General features: G+C 46.4%; 19 protein-coding genes. 10 read left to right on the top strand and 9 right to left on the bottom strand.

Going from position 1 to position 18,358, the window contains the following annotated elements; genetic code table 11:
* Positions 1-104: 104 nt before the first annotated feature.
* Positions 105-449, bottom strand: coding sequence for a DVU0772 family protein (locus ACKU35_RS11345; RefSeq protein WP_319759332.1), 345 nt, complete (start codon positions 447-449; stop codon positions 105-107).
* 179 nt (positions 450-628) lie between these two features.
* On the opposite strand from ACKU35_RS11345, the gene ACKU35_RS11340 reads away from it, so the two are divergent.
* On the top strand, positions 629-1,258 hold the full coding sequence (locus tag ACKU35_RS11340; protein WP_319759331.1) for a YigZ family protein: 630 nt from the start codon (positions 629-631) through the stop codon (positions 1,256-1,258).
* A gap of 118 nt (positions 1,259-1,376) precedes the next feature.
* On the opposite strand, the gene ACKU35_RS11335 is transcribed toward ACKU35_RS11340, so the two are convergent.
* The gene (locus ACKU35_RS11335; protein ID WP_319759330.1) at positions 1,377-4,202 is read right to left on the bottom strand and encodes a pitrilysin family protein; all 2,826 of its coding nucleotides are present in this window, start codon (positions 4,200-4,202) and stop codon (positions 1,377-1,379) included.
* Positions 4,203-4,536: 334 nt separating this feature from the next.
* On the opposite strand from ACKU35_RS11335, the gene ACKU35_RS11330 reads away from it, so the two are divergent.
* Positions 4,537-5,187, top strand: coding sequence for a succinate dehydrogenase/fumarate reductase cytochrome b subunit (locus tag ACKU35_RS11330; RefSeq protein ID WP_319759329.1), 651 nt, complete (start codon positions 4,537-4,539; stop codon positions 5,185-5,187).
* A 234-nt stretch (positions 5,188-5,421) separates the two neighbouring features.
* Here the strand turns inward: ACKU35_RS11330 and ACKU35_RS11325 are convergent, their stop codons facing one another.
* The 6 genes from ACKU35_RS11325 to ACKU35_RS11300 all read right to left on the bottom strand — a co-directional run bounded on the left by ACKU35_RS11325 (position 5,422) and on the right by ACKU35_RS11300 (position 8,655).
* Positions 5,422-6,129, bottom strand: a complete 708-nt coding sequence (locus tag ACKU35_RS11325; RefSeq protein WP_319759328.1) for a cytochrome c biogenesis protein CcdA — start codon at positions 6,127-6,129, stop codon at positions 5,422-5,424.
* A gap of 6 nt (positions 6,130-6,135) precedes the next feature.
* On the bottom strand, positions 6,136-6,558 hold the full coding sequence (locus tag ACKU35_RS11320; RefSeq protein ID WP_319759327.1) for a thioredoxin family protein: 423 nt from the start codon (positions 6,556-6,558) through the stop codon (positions 6,136-6,138).
* Positions 6,559-6,563: 5 nt separating this feature from the next.
* Complete coding sequence (locus tag ACKU35_RS11315) at positions 6,564-6,938, bottom strand: putative zinc-binding protein (RefSeq protein WP_319759326.1); 375 nt, start codon at positions 6,936-6,938, stop codon at positions 6,564-6,566.
* Between the two features lie 24 nt (positions 6,939-6,962).
* Positions 6,963-7,193 (bottom strand): thioredoxin family protein, encoded by a 231-nt coding sequence (locus tag ACKU35_RS11310; protein ID WP_319759325.1) that lies wholly within the window; start codon positions 7,191-7,193, stop codon positions 6,963-6,965.
* A gap of 18 nt (positions 7,194-7,211) precedes the next feature.
* Positions 7,212-8,267 (bottom strand): permease, encoded by a 1,056-nt coding sequence (locus tag ACKU35_RS11305; protein WP_319759324.1) that lies wholly within the window; start codon positions 8,265-8,267, stop codon positions 7,212-7,214.
* Between the two features lie 82 nt (positions 8,268-8,349).
* Positions 8,350-8,655, bottom strand: a complete 306-nt coding sequence (locus ACKU35_RS11300) for a metalloregulator ArsR/SmtB family transcription factor (RefSeq protein ID WP_319759323.1) — start codon at positions 8,653-8,655, stop codon at positions 8,350-8,352.
* 351 nt (positions 8,656-9,006) lie between these two features.
* Here ACKU35_RS11300 and ACKU35_RS11295 point away from each other — a divergent pair, with 351 nt between their 5' ends.
* The 7 genes from ACKU35_RS11295 to ACKU35_RS11265 all read left to right on the top strand — a co-directional run bounded on the left by ACKU35_RS11295 (position 9,007) and on the right by ACKU35_RS11265 (position 15,548).
* Positions 9,007-9,717 (top strand): FadR/GntR family transcriptional regulator, encoded by a 711-nt coding sequence (locus tag ACKU35_RS11295; protein WP_319759322.1) that lies wholly within the window; start codon positions 9,007-9,009, stop codon positions 9,715-9,717.
* A 16-nt stretch (positions 9,718-9,733) separates the two neighbouring features.
* Positions 9,734-10,531 (top strand): sulfite exporter TauE/SafE family protein, encoded by a 798-nt coding sequence (locus ACKU35_RS11290; protein ID WP_319759321.1) that lies wholly within the window; start codon positions 9,734-9,736, stop codon positions 10,529-10,531.
* A gap of 120 nt (positions 10,532-10,651) precedes the next feature.
* Positions 10,652-11,662 (top strand): alpha-hydroxy-acid oxidizing protein, encoded by a 1,011-nt coding sequence (locus tag ACKU35_RS11285; RefSeq protein ID WP_319759320.1) that lies wholly within the window; start codon positions 10,652-10,654, stop codon positions 11,660-11,662.
* 481 nt (positions 11,663-12,143) lie between these two features.
* A complete protein-coding gene (locus ACKU35_RS11280) occupies positions 12,144-12,365 on the top strand; it encodes a hypothetical protein (RefSeq protein WP_319759319.1) in 222 nt (73 codons plus the stop codon).
* Positions 12,366-12,689: 324 nt separating this feature from the next.
* Positions 12,690-13,667, top strand: a complete 978-nt coding sequence (wtpA, locus tag ACKU35_RS11275; protein WP_319759318.1) for a tungstate ABC transporter substrate-binding protein WtpA — start codon at positions 12,690-12,692, stop codon at positions 13,665-13,667.
* Between the two features lie 58 nt (positions 13,668-13,725).
* Entirely contained in the window at positions 13,726-14,514 is a 789-nt protein-coding gene (locus ACKU35_RS11270; RefSeq protein ID WP_319759317.1) for an ABC transporter permease, read from the top strand.
* Positions 14,511-15,548, top strand: a complete 1,038-nt coding sequence (locus ACKU35_RS11265; protein ID WP_319759316.1) for an ABC transporter ATP-binding protein — start codon at positions 14,511-14,513, stop codon at positions 15,546-15,548. The genes ACKU35_RS11270 and ACKU35_RS11265 overlap by 4 nt, the downstream gene beginning before the upstream one ends.
* Positions 15,549-15,651: 103 nt before the next feature.
* Here the strand turns inward: ACKU35_RS11265 and ACKU35_RS11260 are convergent, their stop codons facing one another.
* Positions 15,652-15,828, bottom strand: a complete 177-nt coding sequence (locus tag ACKU35_RS11260; RefSeq protein ID WP_319759315.1) for a hypothetical protein — start codon at positions 15,826-15,828, stop codon at positions 15,652-15,654.
* Positions 15,829-16,031: 203 nt separating this feature from the next.
* Between ACKU35_RS11260 and ACKU35_RS11255 the strand changes: the two genes are divergently transcribed.
* Positions 16,032-18,302 (top strand): bifunctional diguanylate cyclase/phosphodiesterase, encoded by a 2,271-nt coding sequence (locus tag ACKU35_RS11255; protein ID WP_319759314.1) that lies wholly within the window; start codon positions 16,032-16,034, stop codon positions 18,300-18,302.
* The last annotated feature ends 56 nt before the right edge of the window (positions 18,303-18,358 follow it).

Genomic DNA, 18,358 nt, shown 5'->3' with positions numbered 1-18,358 from the left:
AGAACACAAGTGGCAGAATGTAGTTTTTATATCAGTACAGAAAAAAAATTTGGGGAACAGGCTCCGAGCCTGTTCCCCTACGGTAGATGATAAGGAGATGGGAACTAATTATTCATCTGTGTTTCAATCCATTCTCTTACTTCGGTGTTGATCGGGTAATTACCCTTCAAGCCACCTACGGACTCCCTGAACCTATCAGCAATGTCCTTTGGAAGTTCAATGCTCATCAGCTCACGAGCTTCTTCAGAATTCCTGCGTACGAAAAGCAATCTTGGCTTTTCATCCCACAGATAAACTGTGAAATAATTTGTATAGTCATTCTTGGATGTTACCGGAGCAAACTTTGAATCCCAAGGATGGTTACCCCACTCAAGGTAAAGAGTTACAGCATCTTCAGGAGTCATTTCCCAATCGATATCCCAATTCTTGTAATCTCTGAGGCTTCCCATAATTATCTCCTTATTGTCTAAAAATATCTTTATTAGTTTCCCATCAACCTTGATTTAATAATAACTATTACTATTACTAAGTCAAGGAAAATTTAACTTTAAATTTGATTTTTCATCCTGTACTTATAAAAAAGCAGACAACCTGAAAACAAATTCAATGATATTGAAGATTAACCGCCATGAAGAATCAAGCCTACCCTGTGCCAAGCAAGAATAATCGCACCGAAGAAACAATTAAAAAAAGCCGCTTTATCTGTGACATAAAACCGGTTTCAACCCGCGAAGAAGCGAAAGAATTTATTGCATCCATTAAAAGCGAATTCCCGGATGCACGCCATCACTGCTCCGCTTTTATTGCCGGTCCGCCACAGACCGGGGATATGGGCATGAGTGATGACGGCGAGCCTCAGGGAACAGCGGGCAAACCGATGCTGCAGGTTCTACAGGGAAGCGGCATCGGCGATATCGCCGTCGTAGTCACACGCTACTTCGGGGGGATAAAACTAGGTACAGGAGGACTGGTGCGAGCTTATTCAGGCGCTGTGCAGCAGGGACTCGAAGAGCTGGACGTGGTAATGAAAGTCCCTATGCGTATAGTCAGCCTTGAGATTTCATACGCTCAGGAAGGTATGCTGCGCCGCATGCTTGATGAATACCGAGCCGAAATAGAAGAGCAGAATTTCGGAACGGGTCTCATGTTCACACTGATTATGCCTTCGGATCAGATTGATAAATTTTGTAAAAGAATTGTCGAAGATACCAATGGAACTGCGGAGCTGCTGGTAGAAGAAAAAGACATCTGGCGCTGATAGCGCAGCGCTGCCAATAAAAAATCGCAATATCCCGAAAGATATTGCGATTTTTATTTTTCTCAACTTACGATGCAAAACGGATCTAAGCCGTTAACCGTTCAGTATAAGGCACTTTTTACGGTTTTACTGTGAGCGTATAACGCTTATCCCAATTTATGTATTTGTTTATCAAATCACGGACCTCAGCGGCATCAATTTTTGAAGCCTTTTCAATTATCTTCTGATCAAGATCAGGCTGAAATCCTTTTACTATCATACTTGCCGCTTCACGACTGCGGGAAAGCAGACTCTGGTGATCCTGATAATATTCACCGCGCAGGATGCTGCGGGCGCGCAGGATTTCCTCTTCAGGAAGATCTTTCGCCTTGAGCATTTTTACAGTTTTATCGAATCCTGCCAGAGCCTGATCAAGCTGCTCCGGTTTGGTTCCGATGTAGAAGGCCATGAATCCTGTCTTAGGTGCCTGCCAGAGGAATGCGGTTACGGTGTAACCCAGCCCCTGTTTATCACGCAGATCGCGGAAAAGAAGTCCACTCTGACCCGCGAGGGAAGCTCGGAGCAGGGAGAGACCTGCAGTAGCCTCTTCATCTTCCATACCCGGTACCGGGAAAATAACCATCAGGTGGGCCTGATTGCGGTCCGGCAGAGTCATGGTCAAATCTTTTTCAACGCCCCAATGAGGAGCGGGAATAGAAACTTCAGTGTCTTTTACAACCAATTCCCCATCCAGCTTTTCAGCGAAAGCGGCAAGGGCTTCACGGTCATAATCACCGCAGATGGAAATTACGAAAGGACGAGAAGATTGTTTCTTCCAGTAGTCAATAATTTCCTCACGGGAGAACTTATCCACAATTTCCGGTGTTCCCAAGTGGAAATACGAATAACTGCCATCCTTATACAGAAAGGGGAAAATATTCCTGAAAGCAAGGCTGAGCGGACGGTCTTCCTTACGCTTGATAGCGGATACCTGATCCTGCCTTGCACGATCCAATTCCTCAGCGGCAAAACGCGGACGGGTGATAATTTCATCAATCAGCGGAAGTATATCCGAAGTAAAACGTGAAGGAAACTTTGCGTTGATAGCAAATACTTCCCTTCCGGCAGTTGCGCTAAGCGATGTCGCGCGGTCGGAAACAAAGTCCTCCAGCTCAGTGGCGTTCAAGCTCTCGGTTCCACGGGTCAAACTCTGGGAAACCATAGCGGCAAGGCCCTGCTCTTCGGGAGTAAGGTCCGCGTCACCGCCCACCCAGTACATGGAGAAAGCTGTATAAGGCAGGGTTTCATCGGGAATGAAAACCAGCTTGCTGCCGTTTGCGAGTTTGATGGTAGCGGATTCACCCGGACCGGCATTATCTACTTTAGCGGCAGATTTGGTCTTTACGGGCCAGTTTGCACCCACGGATTTTTGAAATACCTGCGCATCGTTCTCACCGCCTTCGGGCATAAGTATGCAGGCTGCCAGCTTTTTCGGATCAAAATATTCATCATAAAGCTGCTGCAACTGGTCCCTGGTGATGTTGCGCAAATCGTAGAGATAATTCCCTTCGGCCTGCTGTCCCCCTTCAAAGAACTGAAAATATCCCAGTTTCGAGGCCAGCCCGGAAAGAGTTTCCTTGGTCAGGAATAAGGAATCCTCTAAATTTATAAGCACGCGATCCATTTCACGGTCAGTGAAATCTTTAAAATCAACAGAGGAAAGCTCAATCATGAGTTCTTTCCAGAACTCGTTGACTTTATCCGCGTCAAGGGTGGCAAAGACATAAAGCATCCCTGCCCGTTCCAGAGTAAGGGAAGAAACGGAGATGCTGTCCACCATACGTTTTTCGTACTTAAATTTGCGATATAAACGTGAGGTTTCGCCGCCGCCAAGAAGCTCGCACATGGTTTCGAGACCGGCGATTTTCGCGGAATCCAGACCGGGTATGGGGAATGCGACGCCGATATAAGCCTTGTTCCATTTTCCGGGAATGACCTTAACAGTCGTTTTTCCGACCGCTGTATCGGGAAAGGAAACCGGAGGCACCACCGGAGCTACTGAATCGCGGCTTCCGCAAAGCTTTTCCGCTTCCCTTGCAACGGCTTCAGGATCAATCTTTCCGACGACGCTGAGCAGCATGGATTGCGGCTGATAAAGGCGGTCTATATAAGCGTGAATATCTTCGGAAGTAAGTCCCTTCACAGTATCTCGATAACCGATAATCGGCCACTGGTAGCTGGTATCTTTCCAGACAATGGACTGCAAGGTCTTAAAAATTCTACTGCCGGGATTATCTTCGCCGCGCTCAAGTTCGGAGAGCACGACCTCCCGTTCAGACTTAAGCTCTTCAGGATCAATCTTGGCATTAAAGGTCATATCAGTGACGATGTCCATTCCCAGCTTCCATTCGTTCTCGGGGACTTCCACATAAAAAACAGTGTAGTCAAAGCTGGTTGCGGCATTCATATCACCGCCGACGGACTCGATTGCGCGAGCTGTTTCACCGGGACCTCGGGTCTTGGTTCCCTTAAAAACCATATGTTCCAGAAGATGGCTGATCCCGGCCTGTTCCGGTTCTTCATAAGCTGAACCGGCATGGACGAAAAGGCGCACATTAACCAACGGAAAACGATCGTCTTCCTTGATCAACACAGACATGCCGTTCCTTAGTTTGATCACATGCGGACCTTCTCCGGAAGCAAGGGCCTTTTTGATTTCAGCGCTCAATTCAGCTGTTGCGGCTTTCTGAGCAACTAAATCAGCAGAAGGAGGAGCAACAGCGGCAGCGGATTCATTTTCAATCAATCCGGCAGCCACTTCCACTTTTTTACTGGCATCTATTTTTTCAACTTTGCATCCGCTACTCATCAGCAGCACCCCGCAAAGCAATATGAAAATACACAATTTTTCAAATTCTAATCCTTTAACGGCCGCAAGGACCTTCACATTTTGTTGAGGGACCATGTCTTTTAAACTCCAGTATGTCAATCAGGTTCAAAGCACAAATTATCATAAAAATAGAGGGCGACTGAAAATATCCCATAAACACTGGAAATTAATCTAAGCACAGCTTTCGCCAAGGTCAACGGAAGGAAGTAAAAAATTAGTTATAAACGAATAACGCTGAGGGTTATTGCGAAAAAAGTAAAATCTCAAATCGTGCCTGTAACGACGGTAGGTTATATACAACAAAAGATGTATATGTTGATTGACAAAACAACTTCTGGAGGACATTATCTGCGGCGCAGTAAATACCAGTTGCGAGGTGTTTTATTTCAATTATTATATGGAGGTAAAGATGTCTTTTAATTCTACTGTCACTCCCATTAAACGGGGACGCAGTGATGCTATTCTGGATTGGCTCCAGATGCTTTCAGGGGTTGCTCTTATCATTTTTGTATTTATGCATATGAGCCTTGTTTCCAGTGTGATCTTCAGTCCCGATATTATGGATACGATTGCTCACAAATACGAAGAAAACTACATGGCCCAGATAGGCGGTCCGATTCTGTTCCTGCTTTTCCTTTTTCATTTCTACCTTGCTGCACGCAAAATCCCTTTTCGCCTCGACGGCCAGAAGACTATCTGGAAACATGCTAAAATGCTTAAGCATCGCGATACATGGCTCTGGGTTGTTCAGGTTGTTTCCGCCATGCTTATTCTGGTTATGGGATCTATTCACATGTGGGCGGTACTTAGTGATCTGCCCATCACCGCCGCCCGTTCAGCAGAGCGCATCCAGTCCGGACCGTGGATTTTCTTTTACCTCGTGCTGGCACCGCTTGTAATTATGCACGTTGTGGCAGGTCTCTACCGAATTGCCGTAAAATGGGGATTCATCAAAGATTATCAGCGCGGACGTCTTAATAAATTTGCCACCGGTCTCGCCATACTCTTCCTTTGCATCGGCCTTGCAACGCTGGCAAGATTTATGACTTTAGCCGCGTAAATCAATATTATTGCACTTTAGATACTTCATATACTCAATTCCACCTACGGCGAATACGGATCTTCAGGATACCGTAAGACTCCAAGCACAGCTTCCCGTCTGATAACTGTAGTGCAAATCATGCCGAACTGTATTGATAATACAGCGCAAAAAACCGGCCCGGACTAAATCCGGGCCGGTTTTATTTTTACCTAAATGAATAAGAGTAAGTTTCTTACCGCGAAATAAAATTTCCTACACCGCAGCAAAAAAAGGTTGCACAATAAAATATAGACCGAGCAAACCTATCATCCCACCTGCCAAACGGCGAAAGAACACTCCGCTGCGTTGCCACGCAGAGTTGGCAAGCAGTGTTTTAACCATTGCAGCTGAACTCCCCGCCACGGCGACAGGGAGACAGTGCCCTATGCCGAAAAGTACGATGAAGATTACGCCTGTTATTATTTTCTGCTGAACCGTGATTATGGCAAGAATAGGAGCAATAAAACCAAATGTACAAGAACCCGAAAGAATCCCATAGGCAAGTCCAAGAACAAAGGCACCGTACACCCCTTTCACTTTCAACCTTGCCATCAACCCACCGGACATGGAGCATTTGGAAAGGCCGAGCATATCAAAGGCGACCCATAGCAGTATCAGCCCGACAACGATAGTCCAATAAGATCCCACATCACCAAGCATGCGTCCCAAAAGGGAACAAATTATGCCGATGACAGCTATGGTAATAAACAGGCCTGCTGTAAAAAAGATGGCATAAATCGCGGCCTGCCTTCCCTCAATGATCTTGTCCTGTCCCGCAACATAGCCGACAATAAGCGGAATGGATGCCAGATGACAGGGGCTGAACAGAACACTGACCATGCCCCACAAGAAGCATCCCAATGCACCGAACAGCACCCCGCCTGTCATCCATTGATTTATAAGGATGAATATCTGGTCCATATATAATTACTTAACGCCTAGTTCGGACAGCTTCGATATAATTTTATTCTTGTCCAGAAAGCCCGTATGCCGGTACTGTTCTTTACCTTGGGCATCGTAGAATATCTGCGTAGGAATGGTATTGACACCATACTTGGCAGCTTGATCACGATGCTCCCATACATCGATAAATGCTATCGCTGCCCGGCCTTCGTATTCCTTGGATAATTCTCCAATTATGGGTGTCATCATCTTGCAGGGGATACAGGCATGAGCACCAATATCCACCATAGTGACCATTCCCTTAATAGGAAGATCGTGAGGGACACCGGAAATCAAATCCGATGCGGAAACAACTGTCCCGGCTTCCTGTGCTTTACTTGGAAGTACCGTGAAAAACAGGCTCGCCAAAAACAGGCAGCAGGCAAATACAGATATTTTTTTAACCATGTAATTTATCCTTTGATGCGTTTATTCGCTTCTGTGACAACTACATTGATAAGTTCCTGCGAAACCGGGGATTCACCTTTTTTCAACCCCAGTGCCTGAAGCTCAATATGTTCGAATTCCGAAAAACCGGCTTCCTCCAAGGTCTTGCTGGCACAGTTCAAAGGACAACCGTCAATGACGAGAACCTGCTCCGCAGCCTCTGTACTTTTCACAATACCCGATACCCTGCCACCGATCCCGGCCAGACAGAACATCTTAACCTTACCCTGCCGTGATAATTCCCTTGCTGCCTGATCTGCCATTTCACCTACGTCAGCGGAACCGGAACATGAAAAAACAAACTTTGGAGCGGCACCACAGGAACAACTGCATTTGGACATGGAAAGATCTCCTTATAAATAGATTTACTTCAACCAGCTTAATATTTCTTTTTTGCTCGGTGCCTTGCCTACAACTTTTACTTCACCGTCAATGGCGACAGCCGGAGTCGAAAAAACTCCTAAGGCAGCAATTTCCTGAAAGTCGGTAACCTTAACAACTTCTGCGTCGATACCGGCTTCGGCAATCGCTTCCTGAACATTCTTAGCTGCTTGCGCACATTTGGGACAACCCGGTCCCATAACCTGAATTTTCATTTCTATTCTCCTTTGAATTTAAATGACTGCGTTGAACAGGTAGCCAACAAACAGGATACCGCATCCAACAACACCGATAAATATGGCAATCAAGCGAGGCTTGAGTACCTTACGTAATATAACCATTTCGGGGAAAGACAGCGCGATGACGCTCATCATGAAGGCCAGAACAGTTCCGAGGGCCGCGCCCTTGCCAAGCAAAGCTTCCACAATGGGAATAACCCCGGCCGCATTTGTATACATAGGGATACCTATCAAAACGGAAAGCGGAACAGACCACCAGGAAGAATCACCCATGATACCGGCGAGATAACCTTCAGGAACATAGCCGTGAATACCCGCGCCGACAGCAATACCGATAACTACGAATTTCCAGACCCGCCCCACTATGTCTTTGACGGAATCAAGCGCATACTGAAAACGTTGCTGCCACGTCATTTTTTGATCTTCCAGACCGCTTTCACCTGCGCGGATGGACATGACCCAATCCTCAACATGATTCTCGAGCTTCATCCTTCCCATTACCCATCCGGCACCAATGGCAATGCAAATACCCGTCACGAAATATAAGGCGGCGACTTTCCATCCCAACAGACCATAGAGCAAAACAAGTGCTATTTCGTTCACCATCGGTGCCGAGATAAGAAACGAAAAAGTAACGCCAAGCGGAACACCGGCAGTCATAAACCCTATAAACAGCGGGACCGCAGAACACGAGCAGAACGGGGTAACAACGCCAAGCAGCGCGGCAAGGACATTCCCGACAGATTCTTTTTTCCCGGCCAGAACATGCCGGGTCCAATCAACGGTCACAAACGAACGAAGTATGCCGACAAAAAAGACGACCAGAAGGAGAAGCATCAAAACCTTTGGAGTATCGTAAACAAAGAATTGTACTGCTGATCCCAGATGGCTTTCAGGCGAGAGGCTCAGCAGTGAATATGCGAACCAGTCGGCGAAAGACAATAGCTGGCTATAAATGGCATACCAGGCCCCTACAGCGATCAGTCCAAACGCAATTTGCGTCAGAATTCCTTTGTTTTTATTGCTATCTTGTTGAGCATCATTTTGCATTGCCCCTCCTTGATTATTACTGGATGGAAAGTTCATACAGATCCTCACTTGGCGATTTCGCCAAATGTTTTATAAAAAAATTTTAACGGTTATTTGCCGCGATAACTGATTCAACGCAATGAAAAAAGTTTAATATACAAGGCACCTTAAGCCGATAGTACACCTGCTTTCCACGACGTTCATCTTCAACAAGACCGGCTTTTTTCAAGACGGAAAGATGCTTGGAGACCGTGGATATATCATGCCCGACAAGAGCCTGAAGGTCGCATACACACCGCTCTCCGCGGGACAGTTCATCCAGCATTATAAGCCTTGAGGCATGAGCCATAGCCTTCATTACCTTGGCACGTTCTTCAAACTGCCGGGGAACTGTTATTTCTGATTGCATTTCCGTATTCATGATTTGGCAATACGACCAAATGAATAGAGAGTCAAGCTATCAGAATACTCTTTTTGATTTTTTTCCAAAAGCCGTAGATTTGATCTAAGACACTAAAATAGGGATTAAATACGCCAATTCAAGCCTTTATCGTCTTGAAATGTACACCAACCGGATCAGTAATCTTAATCTGCTTTTTCCGCTTTAAAGGTAGCTGAATATTACCGCAACAGATCCAAAGCTTCTACCGCCTCTCCATAATTTACAGGTTCTTTTTTAGTTTTTCCAACTTGCTTGATTGTACAATCAATGGTATTGGTCAGACCAATTGCCCAAAAACACAAATTGGTAGGACCTATTATGGAGACAACAAATACGGCAAAGACTGTGCACCAGTCTGTAGCCCGGCAGATTGCCAAGCTGATTGAATCCGGAGAGCTGAAAAAAGGCGACAAGCTACCTGCGGAAAGGACTTTGGCTGAACAGTTCAAAGTCTCACGAAGCTCAATCCGGGAAGCCATAAAATCGCTTGCACAGCAAAATCTGGTTGAAAGCCGGCGCGGAGATGGAACTTACATCCTGACAGATATGGATGCGGATATTTTCGACGCGTTTGCCACTGCTTTCAGCGACCAGAAAAAGCGCATCAGTGACATTTTTCAATTCAGAAAAGTAATTGAGCCGGAAATTGCCGCATTGGCCGCAGCAGCCATGACTGAGGAAACCCTGAACCGTATGAAGGTTATTGTCTGTGATCAACAGATGAAAGCAGGCAATGGCAGGAACACCAGCGAACTTGACGCAAATCTACATCTTGAAATTGCCAAAGCGACCGGAAACTCAATTTTCCCGGAAATGCTGCAGGCACTTGATCTCATAATGAAAGAGAGTCGTTCGGATATACTGCAACCTCCGGAAAGGCAGCAGGCATCCATAGTCGACCATTTCAAAATTCTTGAAGCATTTGAGAAACGGGACACAGATATGGCCCGTAAAACAATGCGCCAGCACATTGAAAAAGTGGAAATAGCGGCTACAGGCCGTGATCCATCAACAGCCCCTATAAATTGAAATTACGGAGGAGCAAATGATCTCAACCTTACTGATTTTTGTTGTACTTGGTATTTTTGCCGGAATTCTCGCCGGACTGCTCGGCATCGGCGGTGGGCTGGTAATCGTGCCTATCCTCGTTTTCACCCTGCCCCCGCTCGGCATACCGGAAGTGCACCTGATGCACATAGCGCTGGGAACATCCCTTGCGAGCATCATCTTCACCTCCATCTCCAGTATGCGTTCCCACAATAAACGCGGAGCCGTGCGCTGGGATATTTTCAAGACCATCACACCGGGAATAATTATCGGAACCTTTCTCGGGTCCCTGTCCACTTCATTTATGAATACCAATTTTCTGAAAGCCATCTTCGTGATCTTTCTGTACTACGTGGCTTCACAGATGCTTTTCGGTCTTAAGCCCAAGGCATCACGTCAGGTTCCCGGCTCCAAAGGAATGCTTACCGCCGGGAGTGTTATAGGTATATTTTCCAGTCTGGTAGGGATCGGCGGCGGAACTCTTTCCGTACCTTTCCTGACTATGTGTAATGTAGTCATCCATACAGCCATCGGAACTGCCGCAGCCATAGGACTCCCCATCGCCATCGCCGGTACTGCCGGATATATCTGGACCGGAATAGGCGTAGAAGGGTTGCCGCCATACTGCATAGGTTATGTATACCTGCCGGCATTGCTCGGAATCGTTTCCGCCAGTATGCTGACAGCGCCTATCGGAGTAAAGCTTGCTCACAGCCTGCCCGTTGACAAACTTAAAAAGATTTTCGCAGTGCTGCTGATCATCGTAGCAACAAGAATGTTGATCAGCATTTTTTAATAATCTGCAAAACAAAATTAACAGCGGTTACGCCCGTATATACCTCTTAAAAATGCAATGAATGCTTTTTAAAAATGTATTCATTCCCTTCAGGGCCGCCGCAATGAAAGGAGAAAAAAAATGAAAGATGTACGCGACAATGCAAGAGAATTGATGAAAGGCTATTGTAAAGTATGCCCTGTCTGTAATGGTAAAGCCTGTGTGGGCGAAGTCCCGGGAATGGGCGGACTCGGTACTGCCGCAAGCTTCAAGAACAATGTAAAAGCCCTTGAAGATTTAAAGCTGAACATGCGGACCATCCATGAATTCAGCTCACCTGACACCTCCGTGAATGTAATGGGTATCGATCTCGATATCCCGGTCATCGCCGCTCCTATCGGTGGAGTGGAATTCAACATGGGCGGAAAAGTCAGTGAACTCGATTACGTCACAAACAAGCTCAAAGGCTGCAAAGCGAAAGGTATAATCGGCTGTACTGGAGACGGTGTGCCGCCCTTCATCCACGAAAGCGGATTTTCAGCGATCAAGGACTGCGACGGACACGGTATTCCCTTCATCAAACCGTGGGAAGAAAAAGAGCTGAACGAAAAACTCCAGAAAGCCGAAGAAACCGGCTGTAAAATTATCGGTATGGACATCGATGCCGCCGGTCTGATCACCCTTAAGAAAATGGGCCGCCCGGTAACACCCAAATCCATGCGTAAGCTGAGTGAAATCATTGAATCCGTAGATGCCGATTTTATCCTCAAAGGCATCATGACCCCGGATGAGGCACGTATGGCAATCGATGCCGGAGCCAAAGGTATCGTTGTTTCCAACCATGGCGGACGTGTACTGGATTCCTGCCCCGGCACAGCTGAAGTGCTCTTTGAAATCTCCCGCGCTGTTGCAGGCCAGTGTGATATAATGGTTGACGGCGGTGTTCGCACCGGTATCGATGTACTCAAGATGCTGGCTCTCGGCGCAAACGCCGTCATGATCGGACGTCCCTTCTCCATTGCTACCGTTGGCGGACTGCAGGAAGGAGTGGAAAAGTACATAGATCAACTGAAAGCTGAACTGACCGCAGCCATGGTTCTTACCGGAACCGAAAAAGCAAGCTTTGTGGATGTAAGAGCCTTGTACCGCTAGTACAAACGATAAAGACTTTAAAAATATAAAAGGACCGGGCTGGAGGATCCCGGTCCTTTTATATTTAAAGGAGTGATGATGAAGAATGAAGACTATATATTTATTCGGGAACATTCTGAAGAGAAAGCAGGGGAACAATCTCATCGCCCGTATTGAATCTCTACTTAGCATCTAGCGTGCCAAAATATTTTTCCCTTTAATTACAGTGCATTAAATAAATATCAATTTTTTATCAAAATTAACTGCACATATCTTTGCACTTTATTTTGCACATATGTGCAATGCACAAATTCACATACTGCACATCCGTTCAGCCTCTCCCGCACCCGTAAATTACAAATTAACGACAGAAAGGTTAAAAGAGTATATCCAGCTGTACATAACTACATTTTCGTATTATGTATTAGGCAGAGCGGTATCTGGATGATACACTTAACTTAAATTAAATAAAAAAAACCAAACAAGAATACAGGAGATAACTATGCATACACGCCTATCAGATGTGTACCTGAACCACGAAATTAATGATAAGATTGAAGAAGCATGTGAAAATCTGGGAATCAGTAAGAGCATGTTCCTTAATGTCCTGCTACAGGAACTCTTCACCAAGGCCGGTCCTGAAGATCTGTTCTACAACAGGGTCAAACTGTGTAACGAAAACGAGTCAGCTTCTGAACTCAAAACCGAACAGATCACTCAGTAATCTGATTCAAGCGAGCTTGCCGCGGCTCTTTCTTAACATCTTACTAAAGCGGTATCATATACAGGGGAAGGCGCAAAAATTCAGGGACCCTACAAAAATTTGAACCTGAATTTTGCGCCCATGTGTATCTTCACCGGACAAATGGTCCGTACCGCGCAGCATTTTAATGCTGCTTTTTTTTTGCCCGAACACTCCTACCACTCTCTAAATTGGCCTCTCTTTTATTATGCCCTAAAAGACATATGTCGAATTTGACAATAATTCCCCTACTAAATATACGGTTATTGAGATTTCCTTTTAATTTAATAAACTGGAGTGTGAAGAATGCGTTTAATTTTTGTAGGACTGATGGTCGTTATGCTTTCGCTGGTTTTCGCTATTCCGTCTTTTGCTGCGGATAAAATCAGCGGCGATGTTATTATGTTCCATGCCGGCAGCCTTTCTGTCCCGCTCGCCAAGATGGAAAAAGAATTTGAAGCCATGCACCCGGGTGTTGATATCAAACGAGAAGCAGGCGGCTCTACAAAAATGGCCCGCATGATCTCTGAAGTAGGTAAACCCGCAGACATCATGGCGTCCGCGGACTACGTGGTTATCGACAAAAACCTGATCCCCAAATACGCGGACTTCAACATCCGTTTTGCTACAAACCAGCTGGTGCTCTGCTACACAGACGAATCCAAATTCGCATCGGAAATAAACGCCGACAACTGGTACGAAATCCTCACCAAGCCCGGCGTTGTGTGGGGCTATTCCGATCCCAACATCGACCCTTGCGGATACCGCAGTGTTATGGTCATGCAGCTTGCTGAAAAATTTTACGGTAAAAAAGGTCTGTATAATAAGCTGATCTCTCATCGTAAAAAAGAATGGGTCCGCCCTAAATCAGTTGAACTTATTTCCCTGCTCAAAACCGGAAATATGGACTACGCATGGGAATATCTCTCCGTGGCAGTTCAGCACGGCTTGAAGTATGTAACCCTTAATAAACACATCAATCTTTCCGATTACAAATACAACAACTTCTACAAGCAGGCGAAAGTTACCGTCAGCGGAAAGAAACCCGGCACCACCATTGAGCGCACCGGTAAATCCATCACTTACGGTATCACTGAGCTTAAAGATGCTCCCAACAAGGCCGCTGCAACAGCTTTCATGGCCTACATGCTCTCCCCTGAAGGCGGTCTTAAAATCCTGAAAGAAATGGGCCAGCCTCCCTTTGTTCCAGCTATCGTTCCTGACGAAGCGATGATCAAAAAGATGCCTGCCGAACTTCAGAAACTCGTTAAGGAAAAAAAATAAACTGACTCCCAAAACAGGAAAGCCGGACATTTAATTCCGGCTTTCCTCATCCCAGCCTATGAGAAAATTTCATAAAACATCGGTAAGCGGCATAATCTCGACCATACTGGTCCTCGGCTTCATTCTGGTTCCGCTGAGCCAGCTGATTCTCGGCTCCAGCTATGATGAATTGTTCCAGACAATCATGGATCAGGATGTACGCGCGGCAATTACACGCAGCATGCTCTGCGCCGGACTGGCGGCACTGATATCCTTTGCTATCGGTACTCCTTTCGCCTTCCTGCTGGCCCGCAAGGATTTCAAGGGCAAAGGATTAATCGAATCCATCATCGACATTCCGATCATGATTCCGCACCCGGTCATAGGTATCGCACTGCTGTCCATCGCGGGCCGTAACCATTGGATCGGCCAGATTCTTATTGATGCCGGCATCCGCATCATGGGAACCAATACCGGTATTGTGGCAGTGCTGGTCTTCGTGGGGCTGCCCTTTTATCTTAACGCCGCCAGAGATGGTTTTGAAAACGTGCCTGAAAGGCTGGAAAAGGCGGCACGCACACTGGGGGCATCCCCATCACAGACTTTTTTCAGAGTCACCCTGCCGCTGGCGTGGCGCTCGCTGCTGACCGGAATGATCATGTGCATGGCCCGTGCGCTAAGTGAATTCGGCGCGGTGGTCATTGTGGCCTACCACCCCATGATCGCACCGGTCCTCATGTATGAGCGTTTTACCGCTTACGGGCTTGCATACTCCCGCCCGGTGGCAATCTGGCTTATCTTCCTATCACTAGTACTTTTCGCGGCACTGCGACTTCTTTCACGCGGACTGGGGAGTAGAGAATCATGATTAAAATTGAAAAATTAAATGTTGAACTGCCCAAATTCGGTCTGCAAGACATCGATCTGCACATTGCAGAGGGTGATTTTTTCACCCTGCTCGGCCCGACCGGCTCCGGTAAATCTGTACTTCTGGAAACTATCGCCGGACTGGTCCCGATTTCTTCCGGGTCCATCAAAATTTCAGGCACCGAGATTGCCCACCTGCCCCCTGAAAAAAGAAAGCTGTCCATAGTCTATCAGGATTACGCCCTGTTCCCGCACCTAAGTGTATTGGAAAACATAATCTTCGGCGCCAGGTATAAAGGAATAGAACCCCAAAAGGCGACTCGCAAGGCGTCTGAACTGGCGGAAAAACTCAACATTTCTCAGCTACTTTCCCGCACGCCGCAACACCTTTCCGGCGGGGAGCGCCAAAGAGCGGCCATCGCCCGGGCACTGCTGGTCAATCCTTCCGTGCTGCTGCTTGATGAACCGCTTTCCGCACTGGACCCGGCTTTCAGGCAGGAAGTGCAGGATCTGCTTAAAGATCTTCATCGCGATACCGGGATTACGTTTGTCATGGTCACCCACGACTTTGATGAAGCCCTCTACCTTTCCACCAACGGAGCTATAATCAAAAACGGGCAGTTGATTCGCAAAGGCAGAATCCGCGATATTTTCAATTCTCCCGGCTCAAAATTCGTAGCCGGATTCGTAGGAATGACGAACATCCACCCCTGTAGTCATACCAAAGACAGCGTAAAGCTAGGTGGGTTAACACTCAGTTATACAGGCCAGAGAACCGCGACAGAAAAGTATCTGGCCTTTCGACCGGAAGAGGTTATGCTGGGGAGTGAAATCGGTGAAAATCACAAACAGAATAGTTTTTACGCCACCATTAAAGGTATCACAGCCGGTGGATTTCATGCCAGGGTAACCCTTAATTATGACGGCATGGAAATCTATGCTCTCGTGCCGCGAAAAATGATCAGCAACGGAGAACTGGAACCGGGCGTATCAATTAAAACGGCAATACCGGAGCAGAGTCTGCACCTATTTTAATTCTGATTAAAAATATACGCCCTATTTGACACAAGTTTAAGTATTAATCCGGCCAAAGATCCTACCAAAAATGAAGGATGCCTAATTCTGCATCCTGCACCCTCTATTTATATCTAAAAAAAACTAAAGTCGTTTCATCCGCTTCTCCGGATTCAGCCCTTTCTCGAACCAGATCACCGACAAAGGCAACACGCATGGCATTGGTAAAGATTACCGTAGGAATCGTGATCAGTATGACCAGTACCCTCTGCAATGTACGGAAATTAAGCCAGTAAGTCATCAGGATACATGCTAAAATAGTCGAGCCGTACCCCCGACGACTTATACCCCTACGCAAAAAATAAACGCAACAAATCTTAAACTCATTGTAACAACACAGTAACACCCCGCAATAAATTAGTAGTAACTTCTGAAAATCATACTGAAACACAGTGGTACAACAGCTTAAACGTAGAAATTATTAATCTGTCGGGGATAAACATAATGCTGCAATTATTGAAAAAAAAGACAACAGATTTTTCCGGTGCGCATGAAGAACAACTGAGAATCATCGAAGGGCCTGGAATCGGGAGTCTGATTCAAAACGTCGGTCGGCTGAACATTTTATATTTTGCTGTTCAGGATTTCCCGACTCTATCAGCCATGTATGGCCCTGAATGGTCGAATCAACTTGAATCAGAGCTACGCGAGGCCATTACAAAAGAAGGGATGAAAACTCTGCAACATGACGATTTCCATATATTTTCATTTAATTCCGGAGAATTCTTCTTTCTGGACCCCACGGACAGCATGAATAATTTTTCCCTGCAGGAGCTTGCCTACCAATTTAAAGTCACTATTGAAAACGGGCTGAAAAGCGACCAGATAAGCCGCACCGGAAACAGCATCACCATAAACAGCGGACACTCATCATTTCAGGCTGAACAAACAAACGACAAACTCTGGTCCGGATTCCTTTCCGCCATGGGTAAAGCACGCCTTGAGGCTCAAAAAAGCGCGGATATTTCAAAACTCGAACTCAGCAACGAATTCAACGACATCATCACCAGTTCCGATGTACGCTGCCATTACCAACCAATTGTTAATTTAAATGATAAGTCCATCCACGGCTGGGAAGCTCTGGCCAGAGGGCCACGCAACTCCCCTTTCCGCTCACCGCTTACCCTCTTTGATATGGCGGAGAAGATCGGCAAGCTATTCCAACTTGAAAAGATCAGCCGCGAAGCAGCAATCAGGGCTTTCGGGGAGCATTCGCCGCAGCATAAGCTCTTCCTGAACATTCATCCCCGCACTATAGTCGACCCCAACTTTACTCCCGGTCAGACCAGAATTTTACTCGATAAATGGGGACTTAAACCCGGAAATATTGTTTTTGAAATCACTGAAAGACACAGTGTTAAAGATTTCCTGACCTTCCGCAAAACGCTGGATCACTATCGTAACCAGGGATATATGGTGGCAATCGACGACGCCGGTACTGGGTATTCCGGACTTACCTCTATCGCTGAGATCAAACCGGATTACATAAAGCTGGATAAATCCTTTGTGGACAACATCGAAACCAATCATGTCAATCGCGCGTTGATTGAAACATTTACAGACTTTGCGGAAAAGATAGGCGCTAAATTACTTGTGGAAGGCATAGAGACTCAGGAGCAGGCACGCACAGTCACTGACATGGGAGTGCATCTGGCACAGGGGTATTTCTTCGCAAAACCGCAACGGGAAAAGCCGCAACTAACGGAAAAAGCACTGACCATGCGCCACAATTCCGATATTTTTTCAAACACCGCGAGCTATGGAATCCCAGTAAAGAATCTTGTCAATAAGGTTGATTCCGTTGAATCAGACATCCCGGTGCCCATCGTGCAGCAAAAATTCAAGGACACCCACGCCCTGAACAGCGTTGTAGTGGTCAAAAACGATTATCCCTGCGGTCTGGTCATGGAATACAATCTTAACAAGCACCTCTCCGGCAAATACGGTGTGGCTCTTTATTCCAACAAACCAATATCATCCGTCATGGATGAATCCCCGCTCATAGTTGATTTTGAAACCACCGTGGAAAAAGTATCTCAGAAAGCCATGGCCCGTCCCAGAAAAAATGCCTACGATGATGTTATAGTCACTTGGAAAGATAAGCTGATGGGTACGGTTTCAGTACAGAAGCTACTGGACACGCTTGCCCATGTACAGGTGGAAATGGCCAAAGGGACCAACCCGCTAAGCGGACTGCCGGGCAATCTCGATATTGAAAAAGAAATCGACCGGCGCATGAAAATGAACAAAATGTATAGCATTATATATGCTGATCTGGATAACTTCAAAGTATACAACGATACCTACGGATTCAAAAACGGCGACAAGATTATCCTTCAGATCAGCAATATAATATCCTGGGCCGGCAAAAAACATGGAGCTTGTGATGATTTTGTAGGGCACATCGGCGGTGATGACTTTGTAATGGTCACGAATCCTGACAAAGCAGAGCGTATATGCAAGTCGATAACCCGCATTTTCAAAAGGCTTGTTAAGAAAAATTACAATGAACATGATGCAGCAAACGGCTGGATGGAAGGCAGAGGACGGGACGGATCAATTTCCACTTTTCCGCTGGTTTCCGTTTCTCTGGCTATCCTCGACTGCGAACCGGACCAGAACCTGATGAAAATAGGGGAGCAGGCAGCATCCCTGAAAAAATGGGCAAAATCCATCGAAGGCAACTGCTGGGTCCGGGAAAGACGCAAAAGGTAATTCAGCCTTCAATGGGCCGGATGGGAGCGCACTCCCGTCCACACGAAGGGAGCGCC

The organism is Maridesulfovibrio sp., assembly GCF_963676065.1.
Classification (GTDB): domain Bacteria; phylum Desulfobacterota; class Desulfovibrionia; order Desulfovibrionales; family Desulfovibrionaceae; genus Maridesulfovibrio.
The sequence above is the reverse complement of the archived record's forward strand: the minus strand, read 5'-3'. Positions and strand labels throughout refer to the sequence as shown.